The sequence below is a fragment of the bacterium genome, assembly GCA_030697795.1.
In the GTDB taxonomy this organism is placed as follows: Bacteria; Patescibacteriota; Minisyncoccia; order JACQLN01; family JACQLN01; genus JACQLN01.
In genome coordinates, this window is sequence record JAUYOV010000007.1 from 84,555 (window position 1) to 97,549 (window position 12,995).

The window sequence follows — 12,995 nt, forward strand, 5'->3', positions numbered from 1 at the left end:
AGATATTAGAAATTCTTTTTAAATAAGAGTCCCCAATGATCGTTCGTTGTAATAATTTCTTTATCTAAATTAAAACCAAGCCCTGCTACTATTTGCTGACATTCTGCCTTAGAAAATTTGTAACCGGCTTCTTTTGTGCCAAAAAGAGAGGTTGGTTCCCAATCTATAACAACCAATTCCCCGCCAATTTTTAAAACCCGGTGAGCTTCTTTTATTATTTCTAACTTTTTTTGGGATTGAAACAAAATATTTGTAAGCAGTGCCACATCCTGGCTGGAGTCGTTAAGTTTAGAACTGCCCCAAACCTCTAAATCGCCCCTGACATAATTTATATTAAAAAGTCCGCGTGATTGCGCCGCAGACTTTAGCGTATCTAACTTGCCCTGCAAAACATCTATAGCCGTAACCGAACCGGTATCGCCCACGATCGCCGCAATAAGCAAAGCAAAATAACCCGAACCAGAACCAAAATCGGCCACATTGTAGCCCGTTTTAATATTTAAACTAGAAATTATAGTGTCTGGATTTAAAAATCCGCCTTGGGGAATCATCTAGCTTTTAGCTTTTAGCTTTTAGCTTTCTAGGGAATTTCCTAAAAAGCTGAGAAGCTAGAAAGCTATTTTATAATGTTGTCGTTGAGCCTATCTGATCGCCATCTTTTAGCTTCATCACTCTGACGCCTTGCGTGGCGCGCCCTAAAACAGAAATATCTTTTAAGGGAGTTCGGATTAGCTGGCCTTTTTTAGAAATTACTATCAAATCCTCTTGTTCCGGATCAAGAATCTTAGCCGAAACTATTTCGCCTGTTTTGGGTGTAACTTTAGCCGTTTTTATGCCCGAACCAGCTCGCTTTTGACGTTTATACAGCTTAACGGGCGTTCTTTTGGCATAACCCTTAGCTAGCACCACCAGCATTTGCGCATCTTTATTTTGCGAACTAATTACATCGGCTCCCGCAATTAAATCGCCATTTTTTAGCCTCATCGCATTAACACCGCTGGCGTTTCGGCCCATATCGCGAACATCATTTTCGGAAAACTTTATAGCCTGCCCCTTTTGGGTAACTAAAATAATTTCGTCCTTACCCGAAGTTAACTTAACCCAATCCAGCTCGTCATCTTTACGGAGCTTGATGGCAATTAAACCAGACCGCCTGACGTTAGCAAAATCTGCAACCTCTGTTTTCTTAATTATACCACTGCGGGTTATCATAACTAAAAACCTGCCAGCCTCGTTTGACGAGATTTTTGATTTCTTGATGTCGAATTTCACCGGCACAATCGCCGTAATGACTTCTTCTTGAGCAATTTCTAAAAAGTTAACCAAAGCCCTGCCCTTAGAAGTTCTAGTGGCTACTGGGATCTCGTGAACTTTAGCCAGAAATACTTTGCCGGTAGAGGTAAAGAATAAAATGCTGTCGTGGGTATTGGCTACAACCAAATTCTGTATAAAATCTTCTTCAGCTACGGCCGCGCCAATCTTGCCCGAACCGCCCCGTTTTTGCGTGCGATAAGTACCCGGGGGCAAGCGCTTAATAAAGCCATCTCGGCTTAGCGTAATAATAACTTCTTCGTTTGGAATTAAATCTTCTTCGCTAAATTCGCCAATAGGGTTGGCATAAATTTTAGTGCGGCGTTCACTAGGATAGCGCGTCCTGACTTCTTTAAATTCTTCTTTAATAACGCCCAAAAGTTTTTTAACATCGTCTAAAATGCTATTTAAATAAGCAATCAGTTTCTTTTTCTCGACGAGTTCGTCTTCTATTTTCTTTCTTTCTAAACCCGCCAAAGTTTGCAAACGCATTTCCAAAATAGCGGTGGACTGAACTTCGGACAGCTTAAACTTTTTAATTAAATTAACGTGAGCCTCTTCGCGAGTTTCTGATTTTCTGATGGTATTAACAACTTCATCTATATGATCCAGCGCTTTAGACAGGCCTTCTAAAATATGTTTTCTTTCCTCGGCTTTTTTAAGATCAAATCTGGTTCGGCGTTCCACAATAACTTTTCTGTGGGCCAAATAATGCTCTAAAACAGATTTTAGCGATAAAACCTGTGGTTGAATACCGTCAACCAACGCCAGCATATTTAAGTGAAAAGTTTTTTGAAGATCGGTTAATTTATAAAGCTTATTTAAAACTTTTTGAGGATAAGCGTCGCCCCTTAACTCAATCATTATCCTAATACCGTCTTTATCGGATTCATCGCGAATATCTTTTATGCCTTCAATCTTTTTTTCTTTTACCAAATCGGCCAAATGTTCCAACATAGTGGCCTTATTAACTTGGTAAGGAATTTCTTTAATAATTATTTGAAAACCTTTTGCACCCTCGCCCTTCGTAGCCTTGGCGGAGGAGGGTTTGCCTTCTATAACATCGGCCACACCCCGCACCACCATCGGCCCGCGCCCCGAAGCATAAGCTTGTATAATATCTTTTTTGCCATAAATTGCCCCGCCAGTTGGAAAATCTGGGCCTTTTACAAACTGCATCAAATCTTCGCCTGTAGCTTTGGGGTTATCGGACAAATAAAGCAAAGCGTCTATAACTTCCACTAAGTTATGAGGCGGAATGTTGGTGGCCATACCAACAGCAATACCCACCGAACCGTTAAGCAATATGTTGGGAACTTTGGCTGGCAAAACCGAAGGCTCTTCCCTACTGCCATCATAGGTTTCTTTCCAATTTACAGTTTCTTTATCTATATCTGTAAGCATTTCTTCGGCTACAGTTTCCATACGGCATTCGGTGTAACGATAAGCCGCTGGCGCATCGCCATCTATAGAGCCAAAATTGCCCTGGCCATCTACCAATGGATAACGCAACGAAAAATCTTGAGCCATACGCGCGAGAGCATCGTAAATGGCGGCATCGCCGTGAGGATGATACTTGCCAATAACGTCGCCCACCACCGTGGCGCATTTTCTATATTTAGCACTGTGGCGCAAGCCGTTTTCGTGCATGGAGTAAAGAATTCTGCGGTGCACCGGCTTTAAACCATCGCGCACATCCGGCAAAGCGCGCGAAACTATAACGCTCATAGCATAATCTAAATAAGCGTCCTGCATCTCGTGCGTTATTTCGCGCGCTTGAATTTTTTGTTCTATATTTGTTCCTTCGGAGGCGGCTTGTTTTTTTGATTCCATTTTTTTATTCTACAGGCAGTTCATATACTGTCCTTTCTTTTTCTACTTTTTCTTGACCGCCATTTGATACACTATTTCCATATTCACTAATTTTGTTAGTAGCATCCTTTTTAAAACTTTTAAAACCCTGAACCAAAGCGGCCAAGGGGCTAGCCATTTTTTCTTCTTCACCCAGCAACTTAGTTACGCCCGAGCCCTGTGATAAATCTACCTTACGCAGCTGACTTTTAAACATCAACACCCAAAAAGACATTAACAATATAAAAGAAACGGCTAAAAGCCCAACCAATATTCTTTTCTTGGCTTTATGGCTTTTTCTTTGAAGATTATAAACGAAATTATATAAACTCATAAATACCAATCTACGAATGTACACGAATTATACTAATGGCTTCACAAATTCGTTTTCTATTCGCATTATTCGTTAAACTTATTCGTAGCATTCGCATAAATTCGTATATTGGCATAAATTACACTACGTTTAGTAACAAAGTTTTGGTTTCCTCCTGCGGCAAATCTTTCTTTTTTATATTAAGTTTATTCTGCGGTTCAACATCGGAAGCGCCCATTTCTTTAAAAAATACCGAGGCTTTTTTGCTATCATCGTAACCTATGGGAATAACAATTCTCGGTTCTATTTGGTTAACTATTTTACTGGCAGTTTCGTTAGAATCATCAGTTGAACCTATATCTATTAGCAAAATATCTATATCGGAAAAATTTTCTAACTGCGCATCGGTTAGTTCTTTGTCTAAACCAGCCAAATGGCAAAGTCTTACCCCTTCTACTTCTATAGTATAGGCAATATTTTCGCCAAAACCGCCAAGCCCCATAACAAAAAAGCCCTTAACATCGTATTCGCCGGGATTATTTATTAAAAAAGAATTTGTTTTGGATGGCACTTTGACCTCTTGAAGCTGTGACACCAAAACCACATCAGCGCCCCTAGCCGACTTGCCTGCCGACGAGGCAGGCTTTAATTCTTTTTCCAAATCCAAAGAACTGACAACAAGAGAATTTTCCCCGCTATCAATACCTACGGAGTTCTGACCGTACCAATACAAATTCATGTTTGATAACACTAAAACATAAACATAACAAAAGAATATTTGTTATATTTCGCTTTTCAATTTGCTTATATTAGTGAAAAGCATAACATATCATTATTTTTTTCTCACTATTGACAAATAGATGTTATAGAGTGTATAATTAAAATATACAGTCAAAGCAAGCACCTGAAACCAAAACAACCCCAAAAGGAGGTAAATATGAGTCGCGGAAAATGGTACTTTACGTACATATATCGAGACACATTTGGAGGCGGCCTCGCTGGTACAACCGAGCATGAGGAAATTCCTCTGAACGCAATTACTGAAGACGAAGCGATCATAGAGGCGAAGGTAATGTTAGATAAGAAAGTTGTAGCGGCAAAAGCCTATTGGGAAAAACAAAGAAAGGAATGGGTGAATCCGCCTGCAACTCCATTTGAAGACGGACCTATAAATCCTTATGTCGTATATAAAATCCCACTACAATGTCCAGATTGATCGAAATTCGACTTCAACCACAACCCCCCGACGCTAAGCGTCGGGGCTTTTTTTATTTTGTAAATTTAGCTAAGATAACATTATGGTACTGGATATTAAAAAGAATAAACTAAAAATAGAAAAAATCGCCCAGAACCGCAACTTAAAATTTGCGGTGGTTTTTGGCAGCGCGGCTTCTGGTTTAATGAGGGACTCCAGCGACACCGACATAGCAGTTTTGCAGAAAAACCATATTCCCCTTGATTATAGATCATTCTTAGATATCAACTCTGAATTGACTGACGCCTTGGCGCTGGGCTTTAGAAAAATAGACCTAGTGGATCTGGCAACAGCTAATATACTTTTACGTTACGAAGCTACCCAAAATGGAATCCTGCTTTATGGAGATGAAACTGATTACCAAAATTACCGAACCTTCGCCTTTAAAGACTATATAGACAGCCAATCACTACGAGATCTGGAGTCATTGATTATAAGAAAACGACAAAGCGCCCTAGCCACTCAACTTAATGTTTAAAAAAGATCTAGTTCAAAGGAAAATATCTCTTATACAAGACGACTTGAGCAATCTTGCTCAATTGTCTAGTTTTTCCATTGAAGAAATCGCGGGCGATTTTTTAAAACAAGCCACAGTAGAACGACTTTTAGAGCGAATCATTTCGCGGGCTATAGACATTAACGAACATCTTATTGCCGAACTGGCAACCGCAAACACTGTGCCGCCCAAAGATTACCGAGAAACATTTTTTAGACTTTCAGATTTAAACATCTATCCCAAAGAGTTTGCCAAGGAAATCGCCAAAAGCATCGGCACCAGAAATCTTTTAGTTCACGAATACGACAAGATAGATTATGAAAAAGTGTACGCCTCTATCGGCGATTGCTTAAAAGACTATCATCAGTATGTTGATTATATTATAAAGTTTTTAGAAAATCGCTAGTTCTAAACCAGCTTTTACCCCGCACCTTTTTAATCAAAAAAGGTGCGGGATTTATTTTAGACCCTTATAAACATCTTTGCGGTGACGGATTCGCAATAATATTATGGAATCTTTATTAAATGAATAGATTAAACGATGTGTTCCCACTCTAACACGCCATAGATTAGTGCCAATTTTTAATTTTTTAAGTTTAAGCGAAATATCCGTTAGATTTAATTTCAGCACAGATAAAACCATCTCGGCTTTGGCAAAAATATCTTTGTTGACTTCGGCTAAGTCTTTTTTAAACTGCGGTGTAGCAAAAATATTCCGCATACAACGAGCCAAAAGGACCGCCCTTCCTGGAAGGGCGGTCCTTTTTCGATTATTTAAGGTTCTTTAAGGATTTAATTTTCTTAAGCTTCCCGTTTTTAGCTTCTTTAACAGACTGTTCTAGCCCTAACAAAAATTCTTGTTTATATTCTCCCAATTCTTCCAGAACCTCCTCTGCTAATTCGGCAACTTCCGAGCCAACATTAAACAATCGGCGTATTTTACTGATACCTAGAGGAGTTACTTCCCTATTTTTGATTATAGCCCCATTCATAAGTAAGTATATTAGCATATTACTATCATTTTTGACTATATTGTCTTTGTCTAGGCGTTCTGTTATAGTTTCTACACAAAATATGACTATCAACGAAACCAACACTTTTGTTTCCCTAGCCCCTCCCAAAGAGGCTCAATCTATGAAGGATTTGCTTCTGGAAAAAAACATAAATATCGTCGTGCCTAAAGTGGGCGATACCTTACAAGGCCTAGTTATAGAAAAGGGCCGAAACAGAATATATCTAGATTTAAGCGGTTTTAGAACTGGCGTTCTATATAAGAACGATCTGGAGTCTTTTAATGCCAGTTTTCAAGATATTAAAAAAGACGATATTTTGACAGTTAAAATAACTGAAATAGAAAATAAAGATGGCTTGGTGGAAGTTTCTTTAATACAAGCTACTATGGACCAATCTTGGGATGTTATAAGAAATCTTAAAAATAGCGGCGAAGTTATAGAAGCCAAAATAACCGGCGCTAACCGTGGCGGTTTAACCGCTCAAGTAGAAGGGCTTGCCGCTTTTTTGCCGGTATCCCAGCTGGCCAGCCAAAACTATCCTCATGTTGAAGGCGGCGATAAAGAAGAGATATTAAAAATACTTAAAAAGTTTGTGGGCCAAACAATTTTGGTTAAAGTTATTGATTACGATCAAAAAAACCAAAAAATAATCCTTTCCGAAAAAGCCAAAATATCTAAAGAAATGGAGGCTAAATTATCTGGCTACAATGTGGGCGACAACGTAGCGGGCGAAATATCTGGCTTAGTTGATTTTGGGGCTTTTGTTACATTTAACGGCATTGAAGGTTTAATTCATATTTCGGAAATAGGCTGGCAACTGGTGGAAAAACCTAGCGATGTTTTAAAAATAGGCGACAAGATAGAAGCCAAAGTTATTTCTGTAGAAGGCGATAAAATCTCTTTATCTTTAAAGACCTTAAAGCAAAACCCATGGGATGAAGTTGAAAATAAGTATAAAAAAGGCGATGTGGTTGATGGCACAGTGGTTAAATTTAACCCCTTTGGCGCTTTTGTTAGATTAGATTCCGAAATACAGGGCTTAGCCCATATTTCCGAATTCAAAACCTATAAAGATATGACCGCCGCCATGGAGCTAGGTAAAACCTATCCTTTTAAGGTCTCTACTCTAGAGCCCAAAGAATACAAACTGGCCTTACAGCCAGCCTTTGAGTTTAAAATAAGCGGCAGCACCGAAAACTCTATCCAGAGTTGACATCTTATATTCAGTGTGTTAGACTGAACAAGTTTTAAATTAAGTATCAAAAATAAAATATAAAAATTTAAGATTTTTTATATTTGATATTTAATCTTTTATTTTTTTATGAAAGATGTGTTAAAAAATATATTTTTTGCTTTGGTAATTTTTATGGTTTTGGTCTCCCTTTTCTCGGGAGCTAATACCTTTTTTGTTAAGGAAAACGTTATTTCCTTGTCCGATTTAGCTCTAAAAGCTAAAGCCGGAGAAATTAAAACTGCTCTAATTTCTGGCGATAAAATAGAACTGGCCTTAACCGATGAATCTAAGGCGGTGGCTTACAAAGAAGCTTCCGGTTCTCTTTTAGAAAGCTTAAAGAATTTAGGCGTAAGCGACAACGATATAAAGAAAATAAATATTCAGGTTAAAACCGAAGGCGGTTTAGCCTATTTTTTAATAAATATTCTGCCTATAGTTCTACCTTTTCTTTTGATCCTGCTTTTCTTTTACTTTATGTTTCGCCAAGCCAAAGGCGGGCAGATGCAAGCTTTTAATTTTGGCGCTTCCAAAGCTAAATTGTTTGATGCCAATAAAGAAAAAATAAATTTTAAAAATGTGGCGGGCGCCCATGAAGCCAAAGAAGAACTAAAAGAAGTTGTGGAATTTTTAAAAAGTCCGGCCAAGTTTTTGGGTATGGGCGCTAAAATTCCTCGCGGCGTAATTTTAATAGGCTCGCCCGGCACAGGCAAAACCCTGCTCGCCCGGGCCGTAGCCGGCGAAGCCAGTGTGCCGTTTTTTCATATTTCTGGCTCGGAATTTGTGGAAATGTTTGTGGGCGTAGGCGCCTCTAGAGTTAGAGATTTATTTAATGTAGCCAAAAAACACGCACCCGCCATTGTTTTTATAGACGAAATTGACGCCGTCGGTAGGCACCGCGGTTCGGGTATGGGCGGTGGCCACGACGAACGCGAACAAACCTTAAACCAAATACTGGTGGAAATGGACGGTTTTGAGCGCGACACCAATATTATTGTTATAGCGGCCACCAACAGACCAGACATTTTAGACCCGGCTTTATTGCGCCCGGGACGTTTTGATAGGCGCGTAATAATAGACGAACCAGATATAAAAAATCGAGAAGAGATTTTAAAAATACACTCCGAAGGCAAACCCTTATCCAGCACTGTTAATTTGCGAATAATTGCCGAGCGCACCCCCGGTTTTAGCGGAGCTGATTTAGCCAATTTAATGAACGAAGGCGCGATTTCGGCCGCTCGTAAAAATCAAAAAGAAATTACCCAAACCGAGCTGACCGAATCCATAGAAAAAGTTATGATGGGGCCGGAAAGGCGCAGTAAAGTTTATTCGGCTAAAGAAAAAGAAATCGTGGCTTTCCACGAAGCTGGCCACGCTTTGGTGGCCGCTTCCCTTTCTAACGCTGATGCTGTTCATAAAATTTCTATAATTTCGCGTGGCCGAGCTGGGGGTTACACCTTAAAATTGCCAGTGGAAGAAATAAATTTTTATTCCAAAAATAAATTTGTAGATGAACTAGCTACTTTGCTGGGCGGTTACGCCGCCGAAAAAACTGTTTTTGGCGATGTGACCACCGGCCCGCATTCCGATTTAAAAACCGCTTCCGATTTAGCCCGCCGGATCGTGACCGAATACGGTATGTCGGAAAAAATGGGGCCGATGACCTTTGGCGATAGGGAAAGGTTGGTATTTTTGGGCAAAGAACTCTCGGAAAACAGAAACTATTCCGAATCTGTGGCCACTAAAATAGACGATGAGGTTTCCAGTTTTATAGATAAAGCCTATAAAACAGCTATGAAAATTGTTAAAGAGAAAAGAAATGCTCTAAACAAAATCGCGTCTGTGCTTATAGAAAAAGAAACCATAGAGCAAACTGAATTTAATGAGCTGATGAAAAGCATGCGCATCTCGGGATCAACGGCTTAAAAAATTTCTGAAATGATTATAAAAACACCTCCTTGAATAAGGAGGTGTTTTTAGTTAAAGTAAGTTCATATGTAAGGGCATTGCCCTTCGTAGCTCCAAAGGAGCGAAGTAGGGCGTGTAGCTCAATTGGTTAGAGCACAGAGCTTATACCTCTGCGGTTCTAGGTTCGAGTCCTAGCACGCCCACCACGTAGGAAAAGTCAAAGAGTTTTGGGGGCAAAAACAAATTGGCGGTTTCGCATTTTGGGGGAAGAAAATTTTTAATCATGATGAATAAATTAGAAAAAACAATTTTTTGGGGCGGTTTGATAGTTATAATCATAGATAATATCTATTGGCAGTGGTGGATTAAACTAACAGTAGACCCGTCTGTTGGCGGAGATGTCTTCAAAGGGTGGAGTATGGCTTGGGATATAATTTTTTTGGCTGTATGGGTTTATGTTCTTATCCGAATTTATAAAAGAGCCAGCAGAAAAGAAAAAGAAACAGGCGAATAGGAACTTAAAAAATACATGGACTCTCAAAACAAAACTTTTAGTTACGCTGGATTTTGGAAAAGATTTGCCGCTTTTATCATAGACATGTTTATTGTGTCTATCGGTGGTTTTATTATTGGTTTTATATTTGGAGTTCCCTACGATGTTCTCACTGGCAAAGCTGAGCTTGTTGGATTTGCCGATGATTATATTCTTAGTTTCATTTTGAGTTTTCTGCTTGTTTGGATTTACCAAGCGGTCATGGAAAGCTCTTCTAAACAAGCGACTCTTGGCAAAATGGCTCTTGGAATAATAGTTACTGATTTAGATGGAAGCCGAGTATCTTTCGGAAAAGCATCGGGTCGCTATTTTGGACAAATGCTTTCCGGGTTTATCCTCGGTATAGGATTTCTCATGATTGCTTTTACTGCAAGAAAACAGGGTCTTCACGATAAAATGGCTGGTTGTTTTGTTGTAAATAAAAATGCATAGATTTTTGTCACCAAAGAAAAACTTGAAATCGTAAAAACTTAAGTTTTAATTTCGGAATATTTAACCAGACTACCAATACCAAACTCACAACTCTCATTTTCACGCTCGAGCGTGAAAATGAGGAAAGTTTAAATCTAAATTAGTCCAATGTTGACTTATAAATTATGTTTTGTTATAAATCTTAAATCGGAAAAACCGATAATCCCTTAACAGGGAAATTGCAATAACTTAGTCCCTTAAAAGAAAGAGAGTGATACCGTGAAAAGATCTAGATCTACGCTGTATCTAGTTCTCCTAGCTACAATTTTTGCCATCAGCTGTACTGCTGGACCAAACTCTGCAGTAGGGACATCTGCTTTGGATGGCAATATCGCTGGTTTCTGGCTCGGTCTATGGCAAGGAATGATTATAGGGTTTTCGTTTATTATTTCACTCTTTTCTGATAGTGTGCGCATATACGAAACGCACAACAACGGAAGCTGGTATGACTGGGGTTTTGTGCTCGGTATTGGCGGACTAAGTGCTTCTTTAAAATTACTAGACAGAAAAAGTAATAAATAATAGAGTTACTCCTAACAACCTTCATCACGAACTCCTAGCAGGCAAACTCCGCTAGGAGTTTTTTTATTTAATTAACAAAATCCAATAACTCTCATTTTCTCGCTCGAGCGGGAAAATGCGGAAAGTTTAAGACTGATAGACAAAATTAAATTTTAAGATAATCCGAAGCTATTCTTGAGAGCTAAGTCATCATCAAACTTACTAATTTCCAAAAACCTTACGTGCGGGCGTAAGTTGAAGAATTCAACCACGTAATCAACCTCATTTTTGCATTCATAAGGCAAAATGAAAGCGCTTTCCTGGTATTTTATAAATCCCAGCTGTTTTAGCATATTTCTTAGCACATCCCTTTCTTTTTTACGTTTATTGGGTATATCGAACATAACCATTCGCCATTTGCCGTCCCATCTGGCGGGTTTTTTGATGGTCATGGTATCCATATTGTAAGTTAAAGCCTTTTTGCGCCCATCATCCGAAAGAACCACCGTCATAGAACCGTTTTCATGTTCTCTGGCTTCTATAAGTTTAGATTCATAAAGTGATTTTATAGCGCGCTTAAGCGAGGTCTCATTAATTTTATTCCATTCATCTGCTACACTTTTAATAACAGCAAAATATTTTTTAGGCGTACCCGCCAAAGAAAGCCCTACTCCCCCAGCCAGCAATAATATAATTTTTTTCTTTGTTGGGCCTAATTTGTTAAAACTATTCTTATCCATTTTATATTTTTATTTATCTTATTATATATAATATTTTTATATAAGATTATTTTATTTATACAACACTTTATACAATATTCTAACCTACTTCCGCTAGACAATCTCATTTTCAAGCTCGAGCGACAAAATGAGAATAGTTAGAAACGGATGTTTTAATTAATTAGAGTATACACCATATTTTATGTTCCATATAGAATCAAATTCTCCACAACATTTAAAAGTAGGAAAAGCAGGCGAAGACATTGCCTGTAAATATTTAAAAAACAAAGGCTATAAAATAATAGAAAGAAATTTTAGAAGAAAGTGGGGCGAAATAGATATTGTTTGTTTAAAAAAAAATAATAACGGTTCTATATGGAATAAAATAGCTAATAATGTTTTAGTTGTTCTACAGGGAACAAATTACAACAGACAAAACTTAAATATTGATCTGTGCGATGATCCACAAGAAGCAAGTAATAATAAACTTATTTTTGTTGAAGTAAAAACATTAAAAGAAGGATCTGGCTTAAGTCCGGAAGATAATCTGACTTACTCCAAACAAAAGAAACTAATTAGAACATGTAAATTATATGTTTCAAATAATCCTACATATGCAGATTACGACTGGCAAATAGATGTGATATTAATAAACATAAATAGTGATCTAAAGAAAGCAAAAATAAAACATATGGAATCAGCCATATATTGATATAATAGAAAAATATTTTTATTAATTCCTTACAGGAAACCCCGCACTCTGTGCTGGGAGAAGATAATTTAACCTAAACCTACTCAATCTCATAATCACGCTCGAGCGTGATTATGAGATTGAATTTCATTAAAGAAAAAAACAAAAAGAACAAAAAAATGGAAAATGGAATGGAAAATGGTCAGATTGTTATTGGTTTATTTGATTCATTTGGTTTATAGGCTTATCTCTAAGCTATTTAATATGAAATTATTTAATATTAAATAAAGAGACCAGATATTACAAACAATATCCACATTTGCCAAAAAAGATAATGGCTGTTAATATTATATAAATAAGTTAAGTACCCACTTGGAACAGTGACGCTGTCCCAGTTGATCTTTCATGCTTACAACAAAACAAAAGGATAAAATAATCAAGTCTTATCAAGACCACGAAAAAGACACTGGTTCAGCCAGTGTTCAAGTTGCCGTAACCACAGAAGAAATAGAACGGCTAGCTTCACATCTTAAGAAAAACCCTAAGGATAACCACTCGCGCCGAGGGCTTCTTAAGATGGTATCCAAAAGAAAATCCCTTTTGGATTATTTATCTAAAAACGACGAGAAAAAATATAATTCTCTGATCCGCAAATTGGGATTAAAGAAGTAAGATAGCCAAT

17 protein-coding genes and 1 tRNA gene are annotated in these 12,995 nt (G+C 38.0%); 11 read left to right on the plus strand and 7 right to left on the minus strand.

Annotated features, from left to right (window positions below; all coding sequences use genetic code 11):
• Positions 1–5: 5 nt before the first annotated feature.
• The 4 genes from Q8Q95_03640 to Q8Q95_03655 form a co-directional block, all read right to left on the minus strand.
• Positions 6–551: a methyltransferase domain-containing protein gene (locus tag Q8Q95_03640; protein ID MDP3764684.1), complete on the minus strand. Its 546-nt coding sequence runs from the start codon at positions 549–551 to the stop codon at positions 6–8.
• A 70-nt stretch (positions 552–621) separates the two neighbouring features.
• Positions 622–3,144, minus strand: a complete 2,523-nt coding sequence (gyrA, locus tag Q8Q95_03645; protein MDP3764685.1) for a DNA gyrase subunit A — start codon at positions 3,142–3,144, stop codon at positions 622–624.
• Positions 3,145–3,148: 4 nt separating this feature from the next.
• Positions 3,149–3,496 (minus strand): hypothetical protein, encoded by a 348-nt coding sequence (locus Q8Q95_03650; GenBank protein ID MDP3764686.1) that lies wholly within the window; start codon positions 3,494–3,496, stop codon positions 3,149–3,151.
• Positions 3,497–3,614: 118 nt separating this feature from the next.
• Positions 3,615–4,214, minus strand: a complete 600-nt coding sequence (locus Q8Q95_03655) for an MBL fold metallo-hydrolase (protein MDP3764687.1) — start codon at positions 4,212–4,214, stop codon at positions 3,615–3,617.
• Between the two features lie 198 nt (positions 4,215–4,412).
• On the opposite strand from Q8Q95_03655, the gene Q8Q95_03660 reads away from it, so the two are divergent.
• The 3 genes from Q8Q95_03660 to Q8Q95_03670 all read left to right on the plus strand — a co-directional run bounded on the left by Q8Q95_03660 (position 4,413) and on the right by Q8Q95_03670 (position 5,632).
• Entirely contained in the window at positions 4,413–4,691 is a 279-nt protein-coding gene (locus tag Q8Q95_03660) for a hypothetical protein (GenBank protein ID MDP3764688.1), read from the plus strand.
• An 82-nt stretch (positions 4,692–4,773) separates the two neighbouring features.
• On the plus strand, positions 4,774–5,208 hold the full coding sequence (locus tag Q8Q95_03665; protein ID MDP3764689.1) for a nucleotidyltransferase domain-containing protein: 435 nt from the start codon (positions 4,774–4,776) through the stop codon (positions 5,206–5,208).
• Positions 5,201–5,632: a DUF86 domain-containing protein gene (locus tag Q8Q95_03670; protein ID MDP3764690.1), complete on the plus strand. Its 432-nt coding sequence runs from the start codon at positions 5,201–5,203 to the stop codon at positions 5,630–5,632. The genes Q8Q95_03665 and Q8Q95_03670 overlap by 8 nt, the downstream gene beginning before the upstream one ends.
• Before the next feature lie 51 nt (positions 5,633–5,683).
• Here the strand turns inward: Q8Q95_03670 and Q8Q95_03675 are convergent, their stop codons facing one another.
• On the minus strand, positions 5,684–5,947 hold the full coding sequence (locus Q8Q95_03675) for a type II toxin-antitoxin system RelE/ParE family toxin (protein ID MDP3764691.1): 264 nt from the start codon (positions 5,945–5,947) through the stop codon (positions 5,684–5,686).
• A 49-nt stretch (positions 5,948–5,996) separates the two neighbouring features.
• Complete coding sequence (locus Q8Q95_03680; protein ID MDP3764692.1) at positions 5,997–6,236, minus strand: hypothetical protein; 240 nt, start codon at positions 6,234–6,236, stop codon at positions 5,997–5,999.
• A 64-nt stretch (positions 6,237–6,300) separates the two neighbouring features.
• Between Q8Q95_03680 and Q8Q95_03685 the strand changes: the two genes are divergently transcribed.
• The 6 genes from Q8Q95_03685 to Q8Q95_03710 all read left to right on the plus strand — a co-directional run bounded on the left by Q8Q95_03685 (position 6,301) and on the right by Q8Q95_03710 (position 10,924).
• Complete coding sequence (locus tag Q8Q95_03685; protein ID MDP3764693.1) at positions 6,301–7,452, plus strand: S1 RNA-binding domain-containing protein; 1,152 nt, start codon at positions 6,301–6,303, stop codon at positions 7,450–7,452.
• A 108-nt stretch (positions 7,453–7,560) separates the two neighbouring features.
• Positions 7,561–9,396, plus strand: a complete 1,836-nt coding sequence (gene ftsH / locus Q8Q95_03690) for an ATP-dependent zinc metalloprotease FtsH (GenBank protein MDP3764694.1) — start codon at positions 7,561–7,563, stop codon at positions 9,394–9,396.
• 111 nt (positions 9,397–9,507) lie between these two features.
• Positions 9,508–9,584, plus strand: a tRNA-Ile gene (locus Q8Q95_03695).
• Between the two features lie 77 nt (positions 9,585–9,661).
• Positions 9,662–9,892, plus strand: coding sequence for a hypothetical protein (locus tag Q8Q95_03700; protein ID MDP3764695.1), 231 nt, complete (start codon positions 9,662–9,664; stop codon positions 9,890–9,892).
• Between the two features lie 15 nt (positions 9,893–9,907).
• Positions 9,908–10,363, plus strand: a complete 456-nt coding sequence (locus Q8Q95_03705) for an RDD family protein (GenBank protein MDP3764696.1) — start codon at positions 9,908–9,910, stop codon at positions 10,361–10,363.
• A gap of 258 nt (positions 10,364–10,621) precedes the next feature.
• The gene (locus Q8Q95_03710) at positions 10,622–10,924 is read left to right on the plus strand and encodes a hypothetical protein (protein ID MDP3764697.1); all 303 of its coding nucleotides are present in this window, start codon (positions 10,622–10,624) and stop codon (positions 10,922–10,924) included.
• Between the two features lie 152 nt (positions 10,925–11,076).
• Here the strand turns inward: Q8Q95_03710 and cas2 are convergent, their stop codons facing one another.
• On the minus strand, positions 11,077–11,643 hold the full coding sequence (gene cas2, locus Q8Q95_03715; protein MDP3764698.1) for a CRISPR-associated endonuclease Cas2: 567 nt from the start codon (positions 11,641–11,643) through the stop codon (positions 11,077–11,079).
• A 181-nt stretch (positions 11,644–11,824) separates the two neighbouring features.
• Here cas2 and Q8Q95_03720 point away from each other — a divergent pair, with 181 nt between their 5' ends.
• Positions 11,825–12,334 (plus strand): YraN family protein, encoded by a 510-nt coding sequence (locus Q8Q95_03720; GenBank protein MDP3764699.1) that lies wholly within the window; start codon positions 11,825–11,827, stop codon positions 12,332–12,334.
• A gap of 384 nt (positions 12,335–12,718) precedes the next feature.
• Positions 12,719–12,985: a 30S ribosomal protein S15 gene (gene rpsO, locus Q8Q95_03725; GenBank protein MDP3764700.1), complete on the plus strand. Its 267-nt coding sequence runs from the start codon at positions 12,719–12,721 to the stop codon at positions 12,983–12,985.
• Positions 12,986–12,995: the final 10 nt, after the last annotated feature.